The sequence below is a fragment of the Chitinophaga sp. RAB17 genome (genome assembly GCF_052114225.1).
GTDB lineage: Bacteria > Bacteroidota > Bacteroidia > Chitinophagales > Chitinophagaceae > Chitinophaga.
This window is the reverse complement of sequence record NZ_JBFREI010000001.1, coordinates 792,382-810,765: the sequence shown is the minus strand read 5'-3', so window position 1 is coordinate 810,765 and position 18,384 is coordinate 792,382. Positions and strand designations below refer to the sequence as shown.

At 43.7% G+C, this 18,384-nt stretch carries 18 protein-coding genes; 10 read left to right on the top strand and 8 right to left on the bottom strand.

Annotated elements, in window-relative coordinates:
• Positions 1 to 2: 2 nt before the first annotated feature.
• The gene (locus AB4Z08_RS03005) at positions 3 to 665 is read right to left on the bottom strand and encodes a carbonic anhydrase (protein WP_441572290.1); all 663 of its coding nucleotides are present in this window, start codon (positions 663 to 665) and stop codon (positions 3 to 5) included.
• 302 nt (positions 666 to 967) lie between these two features.
• Here AB4Z08_RS03005 and AB4Z08_RS03000 point away from each other — a divergent pair, with 302 nt between their 5' ends.
• Positions 968 to 2,611: an ABC-F family ATP-binding cassette domain-containing protein gene (locus AB4Z08_RS03000; protein WP_441572289.1), complete on the top strand. Its 1,644-nt coding sequence runs from the start codon at positions 968 to 970 to the stop codon at positions 2,609 to 2,611.
• A 119-nt stretch (positions 2,612 to 2,730) separates the two neighbouring features.
• Here AB4Z08_RS03000 and AB4Z08_RS02995 read toward each other — a convergent pair whose 3' ends face one another.
• Positions 2,731 to 3,117 carry a response regulator gene (locus AB4Z08_RS02995; RefSeq protein WP_441572288.1) on the bottom strand — a complete coding sequence of 129 codons (387 nt, stop codon included), beginning with the start codon at positions 3,115 to 3,117 and terminating at the stop codon, positions 2,731 to 2,733.
• Between the two features lie 495 nt (positions 3,118 to 3,612).
• The gene (locus tag AB4Z08_RS02990) at positions 3,613 to 4,575 is read right to left on the bottom strand and encodes a hypothetical protein (protein WP_441572287.1); all 963 of its coding nucleotides are present in this window, start codon (positions 4,573 to 4,575) and stop codon (positions 3,613 to 3,615) included.
• A 137-nt stretch (positions 4,576 to 4,712) separates the two neighbouring features.
• Between AB4Z08_RS02990 and AB4Z08_RS02985 the strand changes: the two genes are divergently transcribed.
• The 3 genes from AB4Z08_RS02985 to AB4Z08_RS02975 are packed head-to-tail and all read left to right on the top strand — an operon-like array spanning position 4,713 to position 6,999.
• Complete coding sequence (locus AB4Z08_RS02985) at positions 4,713 to 5,402, top strand: ribonuclease H-like domain-containing protein (RefSeq protein WP_441572286.1); 690 nt, start codon at positions 4,713 to 4,715, stop codon at positions 5,400 to 5,402.
• A gap of 52 nt (positions 5,403 to 5,454) precedes the next feature.
• A complete protein-coding gene (gene holA / locus AB4Z08_RS02980; RefSeq protein WP_441572285.1) occupies positions 5,455 to 6,450 on the top strand; it encodes a DNA polymerase III subunit delta in 996 nt (331 codons plus the stop codon).
• A 30-nt stretch (positions 6,451 to 6,480) separates the two neighbouring features.
• Positions 6,481 to 6,999, top strand: coding sequence for a hypothetical protein (locus AB4Z08_RS02975; RefSeq protein WP_441572284.1), 519 nt, complete (start codon positions 6,481 to 6,483; stop codon positions 6,997 to 6,999).
• Here the strand turns inward: AB4Z08_RS02975 and AB4Z08_RS02970 are convergent.
• Entirely contained in the window at positions 6,996 to 7,937 is a 942-nt protein-coding gene (locus tag AB4Z08_RS02970) for a bifunctional riboflavin kinase/FAD synthetase (RefSeq protein ID WP_441572283.1), read from the bottom strand. The two genes, AB4Z08_RS02975 and AB4Z08_RS02970, sit on opposite strands and share 4 nt — an antisense overlap.
• Before the next feature lie 136 nt (positions 7,938 to 8,073).
• On the opposite strand from AB4Z08_RS02970, the gene AB4Z08_RS02965 reads away from it, so the two are divergent.
• Positions 8,074 to 9,249: an AIR synthase related protein gene (locus AB4Z08_RS02965; RefSeq protein WP_441572282.1), complete on the top strand. Its 1,176-nt coding sequence runs from the start codon at positions 8,074 to 8,076 to the stop codon at positions 9,247 to 9,249.
• A gap of 48 nt (positions 9,250 to 9,297) precedes the next feature.
• Here AB4Z08_RS02965 and AB4Z08_RS02960 read toward each other — a convergent pair whose 3' ends face one another.
• The 3 genes from AB4Z08_RS02960 to AB4Z08_RS02950 are packed head-to-tail and all read right to left on the bottom strand — an operon-like array spanning position 9,298 to position 11,872.
• Positions 9,298 to 9,810: a TonB family protein gene (locus AB4Z08_RS02960; RefSeq protein ID WP_441572281.1), complete on the bottom strand. Its 513-nt coding sequence runs from the start codon at positions 9,808 to 9,810 to the stop codon at positions 9,298 to 9,300.
• Positions 9,811 to 9,833: 23 nt separating this feature from the next.
• The gene (locus tag AB4Z08_RS02955; RefSeq protein WP_441572280.1) at positions 9,834 to 11,504 is read right to left on the bottom strand and encodes a TonB family protein; all 1,671 of its coding nucleotides are present in this window, start codon (positions 11,502 to 11,504) and stop codon (positions 9,834 to 9,836) included.
• Positions 11,501 to 11,872: a BlaI/MecI/CopY family transcriptional regulator gene (locus AB4Z08_RS02950; protein WP_441572279.1), complete on the bottom strand. Its 372-nt coding sequence runs from the start codon at positions 11,870 to 11,872 to the stop codon at positions 11,501 to 11,503. Before AB4Z08_RS02950 ends, AB4Z08_RS02955 begins: the two co-directional genes overlap by 4 nt.
• 172 nt (positions 11,873 to 12,044) lie before the next feature.
• Between AB4Z08_RS02950 and AB4Z08_RS02945 the strand changes: the two genes are divergently transcribed.
• The 3 genes from AB4Z08_RS02945 to AB4Z08_RS02935 all read left to right on the top strand — a co-directional run bounded on the left by AB4Z08_RS02945 (position 12,045) and on the right by AB4Z08_RS02935 (position 15,628).
• Positions 12,045 to 12,740 carry an ATP-binding cassette domain-containing protein gene (locus tag AB4Z08_RS02945; protein WP_133810138.1) on the top strand — a complete coding sequence of 232 codons (696 nt, stop codon included), beginning with the start codon at positions 12,045 to 12,047 and terminating at the stop codon, positions 12,738 to 12,740.
• 94 nt (positions 12,741 to 12,834) lie between these two features.
• The gene (rpsO, locus tag AB4Z08_RS02940; protein ID WP_441572278.1) at positions 12,835 to 13,161 is read left to right on the top strand and encodes a 30S ribosomal protein S15; all 327 of its coding nucleotides are present in this window, start codon (positions 12,835 to 12,837) and stop codon (positions 13,159 to 13,161) included.
• Positions 13,162 to 13,285: 124 nt separating this feature from the next.
• Positions 13,286 to 15,628, top strand: coding sequence for a polyribonucleotide nucleotidyltransferase (locus AB4Z08_RS02935; protein ID WP_441572277.1), 2,343 nt, complete (start codon positions 13,286 to 13,288; stop codon positions 15,626 to 15,628).
• Between the two features lie 342 nt (positions 15,629 to 15,970).
• Here AB4Z08_RS02935 and AB4Z08_RS02930 read toward each other — a convergent pair whose 3' ends face one another.
• The gene (locus AB4Z08_RS02930) at positions 15,971 to 16,543 is read right to left on the bottom strand and encodes a hypothetical protein (protein WP_441572276.1); all 573 of its coding nucleotides are present in this window, start codon (positions 16,541 to 16,543) and stop codon (positions 15,971 to 15,973) included.
• A 175-nt stretch (positions 16,544 to 16,718) separates the two neighbouring features.
• On the opposite strand from AB4Z08_RS02930, the gene prmA reads away from it, so the two are divergent.
• Positions 16,719 to 17,543, top strand: coding sequence for a 50S ribosomal protein L11 methyltransferase (gene prmA / locus AB4Z08_RS02925; protein WP_441572275.1), 825 nt, complete (start codon positions 16,719 to 16,721; stop codon positions 17,541 to 17,543).
• Positions 17,544 to 17,661: 118 nt separating this feature from the next.
• Positions 17,662 to 18,303, top strand: a complete 642-nt coding sequence (plsY, locus tag AB4Z08_RS02920) for a glycerol-3-phosphate 1-O-acyltransferase PlsY (RefSeq protein ID WP_441572274.1) — start codon at positions 17,662 to 17,664, stop codon at positions 18,301 to 18,303.
• Positions 18,304 to 18,384 lie beyond the last annotated feature (81 nt).

The window sequence follows — 18,384 nt, the reverse complement described above, 5'->3', positions numbered from 1 at the left end:
GATTATTCACCGTCTTTTTGCATCAGGCCAGAGCCTGTTAAGTCATAAATTTTTTGAATTTCATGCAGTACGCCTTCAAAGTCTATTTCCAGGTCTTTCAGCATACCATTTTTCAGATCGTATACCCAGCCGTGAACCGTTGGATAACCTTTCTCTACATAAGATTTTTGTACGGCGGCAGTTTTGATGACGTTAATACATTGTTCCTGGGTATTGAGTTCAACCAGGCGATTATAGCGTGTATGCTCATCCGTTATGGCATTTAATTCATCCATATGAAGACGGTAAACATCGCGGATGTTGCGCAGCCAGGGATTCAGAATACCGAGGTCTTTGGCCTGCATCGCGGATTTCACGCCACCGCAGTTGTAATGTCCGCAAACAATGATGTGTTTTACTTCCAGGTGTACCACTGCGTAGTTGATCACGCCCATTACATTGAGATCGGTGTTGGGTACAAGATTAGCAATATTACGGTGAACAAATACTTCTCCTGCTTCCAGTCCCATGATTTCATTGGTGGGAACACGACTGTCGCTGCAACCAATATACAGATAGGCTGGTTTCTGAGAATCCGCCATCTTGTCGAAAAACGCCGCATCTGTGGCTAATTTGGAAGCTACCCAAACCTTGTTGTTCTCAAATATCTGGTTATATGCTGTCATCCTGTATTAATTTTTATGCGCTAAAGATACGCATAGAAAGTATATACTCCTGAACGGTGGACATTATGAAATTATGGAGATGGTGTTCCGCAACCGTTCCCTTTGGGCAAGATCTGTGGCAGGTATCTTCTCCTGTTGTTGATTAGGAGGCAGTATTATCTGCTTAAGGAGTTGTGAATATATAAAAAGCTATTTTGATGTCGGTTGTGTATGTTGTTTTGTTATCATGTGAAGATCGTTGTCTGCTTGGAAAGCCCGCATAAAATCTGTACCTTTGCAGCTTCAAAATTTACATAGCCAGCATGATCAGTGTTAAAAACGTAACGCTCTCTTTTGGTAAGAGAGTATTGTTTGACGAAGTAAACCTCAATTTCACAAAAGGGAACTGTTATGGTGTGATTGGGGCCAATGGAGCAGGGAAGTCTACTTTTCTGAAGATATTGTCCGGTGAAATAGAACCGAATAAAGGTACTGTGGAAATCACTCCGGGTGAGCGCATGAGCGTTCTCTCGCAGAATCACTTTGGATTTGATGAGGTTACAGTACTGAATGCCGTATTAATGGGTAATAGCAAGCTTTGGAAAATAGCGCAGGAAAGAGATGCTATTTATGCCAAAGAAGATTTTACCGAAGAAGATGGTATGCGTGCCGGTGAACTGGAAGCAGAATATGGTGAAATGGGTGGTTATACCGCAGAAAGTGATGCAGGCGTGTTGTTGAGCGATCTGGGTGTAAAAGAAGAAGTACACGGTTCACTGATGAAAGATATTGCCGGTAGTCTGAAGGTGCGTGTTTTGCTGGCACAGGCCCTGTTCGGTAATCCGGACATACTGTTGCTGGATGAGCCTACGAATGACCTGGATGTGGAAACAATTGGCTGGCTGGAAAACTTCCTGGCTGACTATCAGAATATCGTGATCGTTGTATCGCATGATCGTCACTTCCTCGATGCTGTATGTACGCATGTGGCGGATGTGGATCGTGCCAAGATCCAGATCTTCAGTGGTAACTATACCTTCTGGTACGAATCATCCCAGTTGATGGCCCGTCAGATTTCTGATAAGAACAAGAAAATGGAAGATAAGCGTAAAGACCTCATGGACTTTATCGCCCGATTCAGTGCCAATGCCTCCAAAAGTAAACAGGCTACTTCCCGTAAGAAAGCTTTGGAAAAACTGGTGGTGGAAGATATTCAGCCTTCTAACCGTAAGTATCCGGGTATCATCTTCAAGCAACAGCGTGAAGTAGGTAACCAGATCCTGAATGTAGAAAAGCTGGAAAAACTGGTAGATGGTCGCAAACTCTTTACAGATGTAACCTTCTCTGTTAACAAGGGAGATAAGATTGCTTTCCTGTCTAAAGATCACCTGGCTCTCACTACTTTCTTCCAGGTAATCAACAACGAAGCGCAGGCGGATAGCGGTAAATTTGAGTGGGGTACTACTGTTACCAGTGCTTACCTGCCTAATGATAACGCTGAGTTCTTTACCAATAAAGACCTGAACCTGATGGATTGGTTACGTCAGTATGTACCACCACACGTTACAGATGTGGATGAGCCATTCCTGCGTGGTTTCCTGGGTAAAATGTTGTTTGGTGGAGATGAAATCATGAAGAAAACTTCCGTATTGAGCGGTGGTGAAAAAGTACGTTGCATGACCAGCCGCATGATGCTGCAGGATCCAAACGTATTGGTACTCGATGAGCCTACCAACCACCTGGATCTGGAATCTATCCAGTCTTTCAACGAAAGCATGATCAACTATAAAGGCGTGGTTTTATTCACCACACATGACCATACCTTTATGCAATCAGTAGCTACCCGTATCATAGAGCTGACACCTAAAGGTATCATCGATCGACTGATGACCTTTGATGAGTATCTGGCAGATGAACGTGTGAAAACATTGCGTGAAGAAATGTACGGTAACGCAGTACTGGCATAAAAGAAATTACGAATTTCAAATTACGAATTACGGCTTTGTAAGAAGATGATAAACGCGAAGAGCATTCGCTGTTACCTTCTCACAAAGCCGTAATTCGTAATTTGAAATTCGTAATTTCTTTATAGATATTCCTCTATTACCTTGAGTTTATTTTTATCAAGTGGCTTGGTGATGTAAGCCATCAATTCCGGTGTATGCTGTACTTTTTGCATATCCCTTACATCCACAGAGGAAGAGCACATGATAATCGGAATTGTATTTTTGAGAGATGTTTTTAACCCTCTGTATGCTTCAATAAAATCCCATCCGTTCATCCGCTGCATATTCATATCCAGAATAATAAGAGAGGGCAATGTAGGCTGAGGATCACTTGAAAGCTGTTCCAGCGCTTCTTCTGCGCAAAGGAAAGAGGTAACTACCAGGTGATTGCTTTGCTGCCCCAACATCTTTTTGATAATGAAATGAAAAATTTCATCATCATCTACAACGTACACTATTTTACTCATGTCTTCCATGCTTCGGTTTTAATTGGGCTTCTTATCTTATCCGTTAAATAACAAAAGGGCACACCCCAACGACGATAGTTTAAGGGAAGAATCGCATTGCATTGATACCGTTTTACCGCAAAATAAGACCAGTGACTCCAGGTATAACAAGCTACTGAAATCAGTCATCCATTACTGTAAACGCGGGTTTAATCGGGCATTATAATTTGCCTGTCACATTCTTCTTCTCAAGCATTGGTCTGGGAACACAGTGGCCTCCGGCTATCTTTAATTGTGGTAGCAAAGAACGTTAATTTAATTTTATTTTTATATATATCTTTTTGTCAATAACTAATCATTAACAAATTAGATAAGTGAAAAAAACATCAAGAAAGAGCGTAAAGCTGAAGGCATAAAGCAAAAAGCTATTAAAGCGAATGACCAGAGCGGACTGTTAATCCTTCCTCTGGTCATTCGCTTTAATAGCTTTTTGCTTTATGCTTTTCGCTTTATGCTCTAAAACAGACCACCTTTTTTCAAGGTCACTTTTCCCTGGCCAATTTTAAAGCCATTGTGATAGATCTCTACTGCATAATCGCCTGGTTTGAAATCAGAATTCTGTTTCCAGTCCATGCTGATAGTTTGTTTCTGACCAGTTACATAAGCCACTGTTTTCTTGGCAGTATATAACTTTTCAGTACCGTCTTCCAGTGTAAAACGGCCGGAACCCAGTGCTTCTACAGCTAATGGCGCACCATCAGGAGCAGTGATTGCTACAAAAATTTCTTTGTCGCCGGTTGGAGCAATACGGTTATCATCCAGGTCAAAGGTTACACGCATCATATCTGCACGTTTCGCTTTGCTGGTTTCTACTTCTTTGCCATTGTGCTTAACACGGATAGGCAGCAGCTTAATATTAGAAGCATGCAATACAGAACCCAGGTCTACTTTTTTATTCAGACTGTCCTTAACAGTAGACACAGAGTCACGTTCTTTACGTGCTACATCCCTTTCTCCTGCCAGTACAATTTTTTCACCTTCCAGGCGCTCAATTGTTTGCTGGTAGCCTTCGATATTGGTTTTCAGTTGCTCAATCAAACGACGGGCTTCTGCCAGCTGTGCCTGTGTAGCATTTTTGTTGGTCAGGATACTGGAGATCCTGGCTTTCATATCCTGTATTTCCTTATCTTTTGTTTTAACAAGACTATCCATCCGGGTGTTCTGTGAAATCAGATCATCCAAACGGGCATTGGCTGCATTATATTCCTGTTGTAAGGCATCACGTGAAGAAGAGATAGAATCTATCTGTGTGTTTTTTTGTACGATCTGATCGCTGGTTTTGTTCTTATCGTATAACATATATATCCACGTGCCGGCTAATGCTGCGATTAAAATACCGTAAATTAGACCATTGCGGCTACGTGGTTTTTCTGGTCCGGGTGAGCCCGGCGCAGGGGTGTTAAATGTGTTCTCCGTCATAGTTGTGAGTTTTATGTTTATTGTTATATGGTTAAAAATTGTTATTCAAAAGTACTTATAATATTCTTATTTTATAACAGATATAAAACAGTTTTCCAATCGTGCTTCCAAATATTGCGTTAGATCAATTATTACTGTTGGACATAGAAACAACCCCGGCTGCTCCTACCTTGGAGCAATTATCTGATGATATGCAACAACTCTGGCGGGACAAAATTGCAAAAACTGCGCCAGTTTCCGGAAATGAGGATTCGGCATACGCTGACAGGGCTGGCATCTACGCTGAATTCGGCAAAATCGTGTGCATTTCCGCCGGCTTCTTCAGCCTGGAGAATAACCGATATACTTTACGGCTGAAATCGTTTTATAATGATGATGAATCAGTTGTGCTATCTGGTTTTTTAGAATTAATTAATAAATTCTATGCGAAACACCCCCGGTTTCAGTTCGCCGGACATAATATTAAAGAATTTGATATTCCTTTTATTTGCAGGAGGTCTGTTATCCATCAATTATCTTTGCCGCAGCCTTTACAGCTGCATGGTTTCAAACCCTGGGAAATTCCCATGCTGGACACCCTGCATCTGTGGCGTTTCGGGGACTTTAAACATTATATCTCCCTGAAACTGCTGACGGCCGTTATGGGTATTGACACGCCTAAAGACGATATAGACGGCAGCATGGTCGCTAAAGTATACTGGGAACAGAAAGACCTGGAACGCATTGCCGCCTATTGCCAGAAAGATGTGCTGGCGGTGGCGCAACTGCTGCTGAAGTTTAAACGTGTACCGGTACTCAAAGAAGAAGATATAATTATCGTAAAATAAAAGCACCGGCTAAAAGCTACCAGCTAATAGCTAACTGCCAAAAGCTAAAGCAATGGATTACCAGGATATCATCAGGGATTGGAAACAACAGAAATTTAAGTCGCTATACTGGCTGGAAGGAGAGGAAGACTTTTTTATTGACCAGGTGACCAGTTACGCGGAACATGAACTGCTGCCGGAATCCGAAAGAGGATTCAACCTCACCGTGTTATACGGAAAAGACACCGACTGGAGCACCGTAATTAACGCCTGCCGCCGTTACCCGATGTTTGCAGAAAGACAGGTGGTACTGCTCAAAGAAGCACAGGCCATGCGAGACCTGCTCAAACTGGAAACCTATATCGATAACCCATTGACTTCTACCGTTTTTGTAGTAGCACACAAACAGGGCAAAATCGATGGCCGGAGTAAAATGGCCAAACTCATTAAAGACAAAGGGGTACTCCTGTCTACCAAAAAATTATATGACAACCAGCTGCCTGCCTGGGTAGAATCCTATGTGAGCAACCGGGGACTGGCGATCTCCCAAAAAGCTGCCATCCTGCTGGTAGATCATATCGGTAATGACCTGTCCCGTATTGCCAATGAAATAGATAAGCTGCTGGTCAACCTGCCCGCTCAGAAAAAGATCGATGAAGGTGATATTGAAAAGTATGTAGGGATCAGTAAAGAATATAACGTATTTGAATTACAGAATGCACTCGGGCAGAAGAATACCGCCAGGGTATTTAAGATCATCAGCTACTTTGCGGCCAACCCTAAAGCCGCGCCCATGCAAATGACCTTGCCCGCTCTCTATAATTTCTTCGCCAAAGTAAACCTCATTTTCAGCGTGAAAGGAGCTGAGAAGGATGTTGCCGCTGCATTGGGCGTACACCCCTTTTTCGTGAAGGACTATATGAGTGCAGCCAGACAATATGGCCCTGAAGGCACCGAGAAGGCAATCCTGCTGTTACATCAATACAATCTGCGGAGTATAGGCATTAACGATAGTGGAGCAGAAGATGGAGAATTGATGAAAGAACTGATGTACAAGGTGATGCATTAATACATTATTATTGCATTATAATTATTCCCTATGCAACGCCTCTATGCTGTACTGAAATGTATTTTAGCCTTTTTCTGCCTGCTGTTCAGTGTTATAATAGTCTTTACTATTGGTAAGACAGCATTTTTCACGGACTACTTTGAAAAAATGGATAGCCTGGCCAAAAAGATAGGCGGAGCATTCGTTTTATTAACTTTTCTGTGGCTTGCCTTTATCCTGTGCCGGTTTGGCTACCGCCTGTTTATGCGGGTGAAAGCCTCCGGGAATCTGCAACGTAAAACAAGTGTGTCGCTATGGGAAGGAATAATACGGACGATCGTATGTTCCTCTTTAGGTGCCGTACTGATGCTGAGTTTTCTCTTTAGACTGGGAACAGATCCTGCTGTATTTTATCGTACAGGGGAACATATGCTTACGTCTTCTGCCGTGGTCGACTTTTGGATAGCTATGACACTTAGCAGCATAAGTGGCTTTCTCCTGCTGAGAGCAGGTTACAGGATGTTGAACCAGGTGAAGAAAATAGTGGATGCAGAGGGAACAAAGATTTAGACTTCTTTCGCCAATATCTCTTTCGCCTGTGCGGAATCCTTATCCATCTGCACTATCAATGCATCTACATTATCAAACTTGAGATTGGAACGGATATACTCCACAAAGTATACGGTCAGCTCCTGCCCGTAAAGATCTTCATTAAAATCAAAGAGATGTACTTCGAGGCGGAGGTCTGTGCCATTGAAAGTAGGGCGGAAGCCTATGCTCATCACTGCCGGCAGCAACTCCTTATGGCCACTGAGTCCAACCCGAACCGCATAAATGCCTTCTGCCGGAATCAGTTTTCTTTCATCGCTTAAATGCAGATTAGCGGTGGGATAGCCCAGCTGACGGCCCATTTTGTCGCCATGCACTACGGTGCCGGTTAAAAAATAAGTATAGCCGAGTAGTTCGTTGGCCAGGCTGCAGCCGCCTTCCTGCAGGCTTTTACGGATTTTGGTAGAACTTACTGTGAGGTCATGTACTACCTGCTGCGGAATTTCTATGAGCTTAAACCCGTATTGCTGTTGCTCTGCTTCCAGCAGTTCCAGTCCGCCTTCCCGGTTATGACCAAAACGGTGATCATAGCCAATGATAATGGTGTGCGGCTTGAAACGTGCTACCAGGAAGTCTTCCAGGTAACCGCGGGCAGGCATTTCAGAAAATGCTTTGGTAAAAGGCACCACTACGAGGTGGTCTATACCGGCAAGTTCCAGTAAAGCTATCTTTTCGGGTAAAGTGGTGAGTAGCCTGATGTTATTGGGGCTGGGTAACAATACCTCCCGGGGATGCGGGTCAAAGGTAACGATCACGGTTTCCCCGCCACAATCAATGGCAGCCTGCTCCAGTTGCTGGATAATGAAGCTATGTCCTGCATGTACTCCATCGAAAGTGCCTATTGTGATAACAGCATTTCGGAATTCCGGTAAGTGGTCTAAGTCCCTGTGAACCTTCATATAATTCAATACTATCAAAAACGCCGTGCAAATCTAACACATTCGGCGGGCATTCTGCATGGAATCTGTTACTTTTGCAGCCTGAAGAGCATCTTTAGTTACTTTATTTTTTATTTACATATTTATTTATTTCCCGGTGGATAATAATATTTACGCCAAGCGCGGTGTTTCAGCAGGCAAGGAAGATGTGCATAATGCCATTAAAAACATTGATAAGGGTCTTTTCCCTAAAGCATTCTGCAAAATAGTACCCGATATTTTAGGGGGCGATGATGCATATTGTAATATTATGCACGCAGATGGTGCCGGCACCAAATCATCCCTGGCTTACATTTATTGGAAAGAAACCGGTGATCTGGGCGTATGGAGAGGCATCGCCCAGGATGCTATCATCATGAACATGGACGACCTGCTTTGTGTAGGCGCTACCGATAATATCCTGTTGTCTTCCACTATTGGCCGTAACAAACAGTTGCTGCCAGGTGAAGTAATAGCTGCCATCATTAATGGCACCGAAGAAATTCTTGCAGAACTGCGTAACCATGGTATCAGCATCTATTCCACCGGTGGTGAAACCGCCGATGTAGGGGACCTGGTACGTACCATCATCGTGGATTCTACGGTCACCTGCCGCATGAAACGTGAAGACGTTATTTCCAATGATCGTATTCAGGCGGGAGATGTAGTGGTTGGTCTGGCTTCTTACGGACAGGCTACCTATGAATCCGAATACAACGGTGGGATGGGCAGTAATGGTCTGACAAGCGCCCGTCATGATGTATTCAACAAAGCCATCGCGGAAAAATATCCGGAGAGCTTTGATCCCAAGATTCCTTTTGAACTGGTATTCAGCGGTAAGAAATCACTGACAGATAAAATAGATATTGAAGGTTTTGGTGCAGTAGATGCAGGTAAACTGGTATTATCTCCCACCCGTACCTATGCACCCGTGATCAAAAAAGTGCTGGAGCAATTCCGCCCGCAAATACACGGTATGGTGCATTGCAGCGGTGGCGCACAAACCAAAGTGCTGCATTTTATTGAGAAACTGCATGTGATCAAAGATAACCTGTTCCCGGTACCTCCTTTGTTCAGCCTGATCCAGGAACAATCAGGTACGCCGTGGAAAGAAATGTACCAGGTGTTTAACATGGGACACAGAATGGAATTGTATGTGCCGGCAGAAATTGCAGCAGATATCATCGCCATTTCCAAAAGCTTTAACATCGATGCACAGATCATAGGCAGGGTAGAAGCGGCAGAAGAGAAGAAAGTAACTGTCGTAGCGCCGGCTGGTACGTTTGTGTATTAATCAGAAAATTATAAAAGGAAGCAGTTCTCTTTAACGGGGACTGCTTTTTTATTTGGGTTTGTGTGGAGGGTATACAAAGCGGATAGGTAAATGAAGTAATACCTCTGAATACTTACCTACCATGTTAACGGGCTTCCATTTCGGCATCTTACTTACTACTCTTACAGCTTCTGCTTCCATGCCATATCCTTTGTAAGGCCCAATTGTACGGACGTTCCGGATAAGCCCTGTTTGGTCAACTATGAATTGCACAAAGATGGTTCCTCCCACCTGGGCTTTTAATGCGGCAGCTGGGTATTTTAAATTTTTTTTCAGGTAGGTAGCGAGTGCCTCCTCTCCACCAGGGAAAGTGGGGGCAGGTTCTTCCAGGAAACAAGGGATTATATCTTCTCTGTCGGAAACTACAGGCTTATCTGCTGCCGGTGTTTTCGCGGTATCTGCCGGAAAAGCAGTCATAACAGCCAGTAAACAGGAAAGGAGGAGCATAGTGGAACTTTTTATATAGACGTCCTCTCCGCTATAATCCATAAAAAAGTCCCGGTAAAAACCGGGACCCTCCATGATTGTTGATTGTTTTATAAGTGTTATTGCTGTAAACTAAATCGTATCGGCAAATTGAACTGCACATTTACTTCCCGGCCATTCTGTTTGCCGGCCTTCCATTTAGGCATATCTTTCGTTACTCTGATGGCTTCTTCTTCCAGGCCACCGCCCTTGAGGGCACCAACTGTTTTAACATCAGCGATGGTGCCGTCATTTCTTACCTGGAACTGTACAAACACAGTACCTTGAGTATTGTTTTTTTGCGCCTCTGCCGGATAGTGAATGGTTTTAGAAAGGTATTTGGCAAGGGCTTCTTCTCCGCCCGGGAAAACAGGGGGCTGTTCTACAAAGGTGAAGACTGCCTCACTGCGAGCCGGGGCAACTACTGCATCACCTTCGTCAAGGACAAAGCGAATCGGCAGATTAAATTGTACCGCTACATTTTTCTTGTTTTGCTGGCCTGGTATCCATTTAGGCATACCCTTTACTACCCGGATGGCTTCTTCTTCAAGACCACCGCCGCGTTCGGCGCCTATAATTTTAGGTTCTTTAATGGCACCGTCTTTATCTACTATAAATTGAACGAACACAGTGCCTTTAATACCATTTTCCTGGGCAACTCTCGGGTAGCGGATGTTACGTGACAGGTATCTGGACAGGGAATCTTCACCACCTTTAAACATAGGAGGTTGTTCTACAAAGGTGAATATCACATTGGCGTCTGGTTTAATCATTTTTGGCTTTCTGGTGGTATCACCTGGTGTGGCTGTGACGGCGGCTTCCGGATGAGGAGTAAAGGTGGCGTTGGCAGTGGTGGTAAGCACCCGAATGGCGGATGGGTGCTTATCAGCCACAAACGCCAGTGAACAAAAAATGAATGCGGCCAGCGGTAGTACGAGTATACGTCTGAGATAACTGAACCTGGGCGTGTGGAATTGTGTCAGCATAAGGATTCTTCGTTTTATTGGCGGATGGAAAAAATCGTTGGTAAAGCTGAATTGTTTGCTTTGAAAGGCCATCTGAAGAATGGTTTGGGCATAACCCGCTACTTCTTCTCCTGCGGCTTTTTTGTCGGCGAGGAATTCATGTACGAGCGCCAGTTCGCGTTTGATCAGATGAAAGAAGGGATTGATCCAGCAAACAGCGGTAACGACTTCCATAAATAGTTTATCCGTGCTGTGTTTTTCCTGGAGGTGTACGAGTTCATGTTTCAGGATCTGTTGTCCTTCCTGGCTGTTCAGCGAAGTATTGGGATCCCAGAAGATATATGTAAAGAAGGAAAAGGGCGCTTTGATGTCATCGTTTTTTACAAAACGGTAGGGTGGTACCTGTTGTACCTGGCTGCTGCGAATTAGTTTTTTAATCTTAAAGAGGCTCACCAGTATACGGGTCATCAATAGTGCGATGATCAGCATATATGCCAGGTTAATCAGCGTTCCGGAGCTGATCACAGGACTGGCTACCACCGGCATTACTGATTCCCGCAGGGTAATAATGCGGTTAGTGTAGGAGAGTACCGCAGAAGGTTCTGGCGTTTGCCCTGGCAAAGGTATTTTTAACAGGGGCGTGAGTAGGGACACGATGGTAATCAGTACCAGGTAATAGCGGTTCCATTGATGGAAGCGGTTATTGCGCAATGCTATATAATAATATGCATATAGTACAGCAGAGCATACGATTACTTTGGCCAGGTAGGTGAGCAGCACTGTCATTGTTTTGGTTTTTGCGCGTCTTTAATCTTTTGTACCAGTTTTTCTAACTCAGAGATGCTTAATTCCTTTTCTTTCACAAAAAAAGATACCATGTTACTAAAAGAACCATCGAAATATCCTTTTACGATATTGTTGACGGTTTTATGGCTATAGGCATCTTTGGTAACCAGGGCAAAATATTGGTGTGATTTGCCGTAGGCTTTATAATCCACAAAGCCTTTTTCTATCAGAATTTTGATGAGGGTAGATACCGTATTGTAATGTGGTTTTGGTTCCGGCATCACTTCTATCATATCTTTCACAAATGCAGGACCTGTTTCCCATAATGCCTGCATGATCTGCTCTTCGGCTTTGGTAAGCTGTTTCATATGTTTGTTTTAATCGCTGATTCTAAGGTATAACTAATTGTTTAGTTTTACGACTATTTTTTTAGTTTTGATAAGATGAACACCGGAGAGGATATTTGATATATTATCACAACGAGTTATTTTTTAATTAGTTATTTTTGTTCGTAACTGATCGTAAAAAAATAGAAAGGACATGACGCCTGAACAACCTATCATACAATTAACTAATGCCAGCATATACCAGGGGCAATCCTTGATTTTATCTGATGTGAATATCACGGTGAATAAGGGAGAATTCGTTTATCTCATTGGGAAAACCGGTACTGGTAAATCCAGTCTCTTAAAGACGTTGTATGGTGATTTGCCTTTAAACGATGGTACAGGTCAGGTAGTTGGTTTTGACCTGAAGAAGATGGATTGGAAAAAAGTGCCGTATCTTCGCCGGAATCTGGGTGTGGTGTTCCAGGATTTTCAGTTATTAACAGACCGCAATGTGCATGATAATCTGAAATTTGCGTTACGGGCTACCGGCTGGCAGGATCCAAAGGAGATGGAGAACAAGATTTCGGACGTATTGGACAAAGTGGGATTAGGGACCAAAGGGTTTAAGATGCCTTATGAGCTTTCAGGTGGAGAGCAGCAGCGTGTGGATATTGCCCGTGCCATGTTGAACTCGCCTAAGCTGATCCTGGCAGATGAGCCTACGGGTAACCTGGATCCGGAAACCTCCGATGGTATTATGCAGTTATTATTCCGTATTTGCCGGGAGGGAACTGCCATCGTAATGGCCACACATGATTATATTGTATTACAAAAATTCCCGTCAAGAGTACTACGTACGGAAAACGGGTATGTAACGGATAATGCCGCAGTGAATTTTTCTTCTTAGGAGTTGTTGAAGAAGAAATATTTACAAATGGTCATTATCACTCATTTATTATTAATTTCCTGTTAATTGGTAATTCCTATTTTTTAAATTACCTTTGCACCGGAAAAATAGCGACAAAAAACATTATTATTACTTATTATTTTTAAAGATGTCTTACTTAACTGTTGAAAAGAAAGCCAATATTTTTAAGGAATTTGGTGGAAGCGAAAAAAATACAGGCTCTTCGGAAGCACAAATTGCACTGCTGACTGAGCGTATCAACAGCATTTCCGGTCACCTGAAACAAAACAAAAAAGATTTTTCTACCCACCGTGGTTTGATGAAGATGGTTGGCCAGAGAAAGCGTTTGCTTTCCTATTTATCTAAAACCAACCTCACAGGCTACCGTGCCCTCATCGAGAAGTTAGGTATCAGAAAATAACCATGACTTATTTATAGCGCTATTCCCAACTTTTTAGGTTGGGAATAGTTTTTTTGTATGTATACCTTTTGTTATCCTTTAGCGATCAAAAAAGGATAACTTTATATTTAATCCTCACTTTATTATGAATCTGACACCTATTTCAGTGAAGTTCGATATAGGAGACGGTCGTATGGTGACCATCGAAACTGGCAAGTTGGCCCGTCAGGCTGACGGTGCTGTTACGGTGCGTTTAGGGAATGCCATTTTGCTGGCCACTGTGGTAGCAAATAAGGAGCCCAAACCAGGCCAGTCGTTCTTCCCCCTTACAGTTGATTACCAGGAAAAATTTGCTTCTGCCGGTCGTATACCCGGTTCCTTTTTCAAACGTGAAGGCCGGTTGTCTGATTCAGAGGTACTCATTTCCCGTCTGATTGACCGCGCTCTGCGTCCCCTGTTCCCCGATAACTACTTATGCGAAGTACAGGTATTAGTTTCCCTGATTTCTTCCGATCCTGAAGTAATGCCTGATGCACTGGCTTGTTTGGCTGCATCTGCTGCACTGGCCGTTTCTGACGTGCCTATCCAGGAAATTATTTCTGAAGCCCGTGTTGCCCGTATCGATGGCAAATACGTTATCAACCCTAACCGTACTGAGCTGGCTAAAGCTGATATGGACTTCATCATTGGTGCTACTGACAAGAACATCATGATGGTGGAAGGTGAAAGTAAAGAGTGCCAGGAAGAAGACCTGATCCTCGCTATTGAGGCAGCACACGCTGCTATCAAGGTGCAGGTGAAGGCGCAGGAACAACTGCGTGATCTGAAAGGTGTAACCGGTAAACGTGAATACACCCAGCCTCATCAGAATGAAGAACTGAAAGCGAAAATAGCAGCTTTTGCTACTCAAAAAATATACACAGTGGCTAAGTCAGCTTCTGCCAAGCACGATCGCAGCGATGCGTTTGCAGCTATCGGCGTAGAACTGAAAGAGCACCTGGGCGAATTGCCTGAAGAAGATCAACCGCTGGTAAAAGAATACCTGCATGATCTGGAAAAAGAAGTGATCCGCAACATGATCCTGGACGAATCTGTTCGTTTAGATGGTCGTGCGCTGGATCAGGTTCGTCCGCTGGCAATGGAAACAGACATTCTGCCTTCCCCGCATGGTTCTGCCCTGTTTACACGTGGCGAAACACAGTCCCTGACTACTGTTACCCTCGGTACACCGGAAGATGAACTGCTGGTAGAAAGTGCAGCTGTTTCCAACTACTCCAAATTCATTCTGCATTACAATTTCCCTCCATTCTCTACAGGTGAAGTGAAAATGATGCGCGGCCCTGGTCGTCGTGAAGTTGGACATGGTAACCTGGCGATGCGCTCCCTGAAGCAAATGATGCCAGGCAGCGATTACGCTTACACTGTGAGAGTAGTTTCTGATATCCTCGAATCTAATGGTTCTTCCTCCATGGCTACTGTTTGTGCTGGTTCACTGGCACTGATGGACGCAGGTGTGCCTTTGCCTAAACACGTATCTGGTGTGGCAATGGGTCTTATCTCCCGCGCTTCCGATGGTAAATGGGCGGTATTAACCGATATCCTTGGTGATGAAGATCACCTGGGTGATATGGACTTCAAAGTAACCGGTACCCGTGATGGTATTGTGGGTATACAGATGGACATTAAAGTAGATGGTTTAAGCATGGACGTTATGCGCTCCGCTCTGGCTCAGGCTAAGAAAGGTCGCTTACACATCGTGGAAGCCATGTACGAAGCATTCCCTGCTGCACGTCCTGAACCTAAACCACATGCACCACGCATGGAGAAGATTATCATCGACCGTGAATTTATCGGCGCTGTAATCGGACCCGGTGGTAAAATTATACAGGAGATTCAACGCGAAACCGGTACTACTATCAACATCGAAGAAGTTGGTGAAACCGGTGAAGTTAGCATCTTCTCTGCTCAGAAAGAAAGCCTGGATAAAGCAGTTGCATGGGTAAAAGGAATCATTGCTATACCTGAAGTAGGTGAAGTATATGAATCTGTTGTTAAATCCATCATGCCTTACGGTGCTTTTGTTGAGTTCATGCCTGGTAAACAAGGCTTACTCCACATCTCTGAAGTTTCCTGGAAACGCCTGGAAACAATGGAAGGTGTGCTGACAGAAGGCGAAAAAGTGAAAGTGAAGCTGACTGGTACTGATCCTAAAACCGGTAAGTTTAAGCTGAGCCGCAAAGTGCTCATGCCTAAACCAGAAGGTTATGTAGAAAGACCAGAACGCGAAGAGCGCGGCGAACGTGATTTCCGTGACGACAGACGTGGTGGTGGCGACAGACGCGGTCCCCGTGACGACAGACGTGGCGGTGATGACAGACGCGGTGGCGGCGGCGACAGACGTGATTTCAACCGCGATGGCAACCGTGGCGGCGGAGATTACAACTCCCGTCCGGAAAAACCACAGGAGCCTACCTTTGATGCCGAATAGGCGCTGTTATAGCTAGCAGATAACTGGAATTAAATACGAAGAAAAGCAGTCTCTACGGAGGCTGCTTTTTTAGCTTCAGGTAGTACCTGCTGGTATTAAAAAAGCAGGGAAAATGAAATCATCATTTCATCTTCCCTGCTTTTTTTAATACGGTAGTAAAAAATGGGTGAAATTTCCGTTTTTGCGCCATTTTTTACTTTTAGCCGGATTCCAGCTAAGGAATGGCTCAAAAATTCCTTTTTTCGGCATATACTTCCCTTTTCATCCAATTTATCCCGGTAATTGCCTGAAACTTCCGTTTTTGAGTATTTTTTCAGATTGATTGTTAGCTAAGTTTGCGCTTTATCGCTTTGTTAGCTGCTCTACCCGGAAGGTACTTTCACGGAAAATCTCCCGGCCGCTGTTTAAACGGAACACCCGGTAGTTGTTACCATCAATAGGCTCCGCAATCATTTTATAGGCGGGTTGCAATGCTTTCGTACTTCTGTCGATCACCCTTACGGTTCCTGCAGCCAGCAGATCCGGTAGTATTTCTTCTACGTATGGTAACATGATACCACCGTCTTCGGCCCATAACATGTTCATTCTGCCCGTACTATAGCTGAAGTCCTTATTGGTGGTATCTTCCAGGTAGCAATAAGCTTTACGGAAGTGATTACCCATATCGATGGCATTCAGGCGGGTAAACTGCACACTGTTGAACACTTTGTTGCTGTATTTGGCGTTACGGAGCGTAGTGTCCATACTTACCATATAATCGCGGAGATTGCTCCGTTCGAAGATCAGTGTTACATTCTCGGTTTGATACACAATAGAGTCGATGATCGGTTCTACAGGTTGTCTTACTTTGATAACCTGGGCCATTCCGGATATGGACAACGCCACGCCGGCCAGCAGGAGGAATAGTGCTTTCATAGGATATTTAATATTATTTATTAATCAAATATAATACTATTCACATTAATACGTATAAAGACAGTCCCTTTGTCGGGCGGAGACAGGCAAGCCGCCTATAAATTATCGTTATATCAACCGATTAGCTACCTGTTAACCGCTGAAAGCTAGCAGCTAATGGCTATCTTTGCCCTCTATGTCTTACATTGCTATTACGATGCGTGCAGGTGCAGAGCAGTCTGACCTGTTGATTGCGCAATTATCTGTGTTGAATTATGAGGGATTTGAAGAGCAAACGGATGCCCTCATCGCTTATATTCCGGAAACTGATTTTGATGAAGCAGCGTTGCAGGACATCCTGCAGCCTCAGGGTGTTACCTATACAAAAGAAACTATTTTACCTGCTAACTGGAATGCGTTATGGGAGAGTAATTTTGAGCCTGTGCAGGTAGATGATTTTTGCGGAATCCGGGCGGATTTTCATCCTCCTTTTGACCCGAAACCGGCCTACGAAATTGTGATTACACCTAAAATGGCCTTTGGTACGGGGCATCATGCCACTACTTCTTCCATGATAAAGCTGATGGAGGACATCGGTTTTGTGGGTAAAAAAGTATTTGATTTTGGCACGGGTACCGGTATACTGGCTATTCTGGCTGAAATGATGGGAGCGGCCACAGCAGATGCTATTGACTATGATGAATGGGCCGTAAACAATACGCTGGAGAATATTACCGCTAACCAGATGAGTAAAGTAAAAGTATGGCAAGCGGATCGGCTTGATGCCATTACCGAAAAATATGATATATTGCTGGCGAATATCAACTGTAACATCTTATTACAATTTATGGGGGATATGCACGGCCTGATTCAACCTGGTGGCAAATTACTGTTAAGTGGCATCTTACCTACCGATGAAGAAAATATTGTAGCCGCTGCTGTTTCACAGGGATTTGTAAAGGAAAAGCGGATCGAGAAAGATAATTGGCTCGCCCTGCAATTTGAAGTACCTGTACCATAATAGAGTAAAAGTTACATATAAAAAGTGTTGATAATCCAACTTTTGTGTTATAATCTTTTCTAATATTCTCTCTATTTTAACACAGAATTTGTTATCTTAGCATTCCTAACTTGTAGTGATGGTAGAAATTTTATTGCTTATTGGTGCTTATCTGATCGGATCTGTTCCCACAGCTGTCTGGGTAAGTAAAGGCGTTTTTGGTATGGATATCAGGGAGTATGGTAGCGGCAATGCCGGTGCTACCAATACTTTTAGGGTACTGGGTCCTAAGGCCGGTACTTTTGTAATGGTAGTTGACATGCTGAAAGGCGTGTTAGCAGTACGTTTAGCTTATCTGGCCCCTTATTATCAGGACCATGCTAATCTCACGCAGCTGGTGAATCTTCAGATCGGACTTGGTCTGGCTGCTGTAGTAGGTCATATTTTCCCAATCTGGGCAAATTTTAAGGGAGGCAAAGGTATTGCCACCCTGTTTGGCCTGGTACTGGCTATTCAGCCACTGGTTGCTTTATGCTGCGTAGGTGTTTTCTTAATGATCCTGTTTTTGACAAGATATGTATCTCTCAGTTCTATTATTGCCAGTATCGCATTTCCGATACTGATCCTTTATATTTTTAATGAGCCTGAGATATTTTATCGCATCTTCGCAATAGCTGTGGCGCTGATGGTAGTATTAACCCATCAGAAAAACATTACACGATTGTTGAAAGGAGTTGAGAGTAAAGTACCGTTATTTAAGAACAAAAAGGACAAAAACTAGTTATAGTTATATAGTAAAAGCATGAAGCAGGAAGCGATGGCCAATAAAATGTGCATGCTTTTTGCTTTGTGCTTTTTGCGT

Bases quoted from the DNA above. Each gene is read 5' to 3' on its own strand.
- AB4Z08_RS02975 (WP_441572284.1), top strand. From the start codon at position 6,481: ATGCAACGCCTCTATGCTGTACTGAAATGTATTTTAGCCTTTTTCTGC.
- holA (WP_441572285.1), top strand. From the start codon at position 5,455: ATGGATTACCAGGATATCATCAGGGATTGGAAACAACAGAAATTTAAG.
- AB4Z08_RS02955 (WP_441572280.1), bottom strand. From the start codon at position 11,504: ATGACAGTGCTGCTCACCTACCTGGCCAAAGTAATCGTATGCTCTGCT.
- AB4Z08_RS02950 (WP_441572279.1), bottom strand. From the start codon at position 11,872: ATGAAACAGCTTACCAAAGCCGAAGAGCAGATCATGCAGGCATTATGG.
- AB4Z08_RS02935 (WP_441572277.1), top strand. From the start codon at position 13,286: ATGAATCTGACACCTATTTCAGTGAAGTTCGATATAGGAGACGGTCGT.
- AB4Z08_RS03005 (WP_441572290.1), bottom strand. From the start codon at position 665: ATGACAGCATATAACCAGATATTTGAGAACAACAAGGTTTGGGTAGCT.
- AB4Z08_RS02930 (WP_441572276.1), bottom strand. From the start codon at position 16,543: ATGAAAGCACTATTCCTCCTGCTGGCCGGCGTGGCGTTGTCCATATCC.
- AB4Z08_RS02960 (WP_441572281.1), bottom strand. From the start codon at position 9,810: ATGGAGGGTCCCGGTTTTTACCGGGACTTTTTTATGGATTATAGCGGA.
- AB4Z08_RS02990 (WP_441572287.1), bottom strand. From the start codon at position 4,575: ATGACGGAGAACACATTTAACACCCCTGCGCCGGGCTCACCCGGACCA.
- AB4Z08_RS03000 (WP_441572289.1), top strand. From the start codon at position 968: ATGATCAGTGTTAAAAACGTAACGCTCTCTTTTGGTAAGAGAGTATTG.
- plsY (WP_441572274.1), top strand. From the start codon at position 17,662: ATGGTAGAAATTTTATTGCTTATTGGTGCTTATCTGATCGGATCTGTT.
- AB4Z08_RS02945 (WP_133810138.1), top strand. From the start codon at position 12,045: ATGACGCCTGAACAACCTATCATACAATTAACTAATGCCAGCATATAC.
- prmA (WP_441572275.1), top strand. From the start codon at position 16,719: ATGTCTTACATTGCTATTACGATGCGTGCAGGTGCAGAGCAGTCTGAC.
- AB4Z08_RS02970 (WP_441572283.1), bottom strand. From the start codon at position 7,937: ATGAAGGTTCACAGGGACTTAGACCACTTACCGGAATTCCGAAATGCT.
- AB4Z08_RS02995 (WP_441572288.1), bottom strand. From the start codon at position 3,117: ATGAGTAAAATAGTGTACGTTGTAGATGATGATGAAATTTTTCATTTC.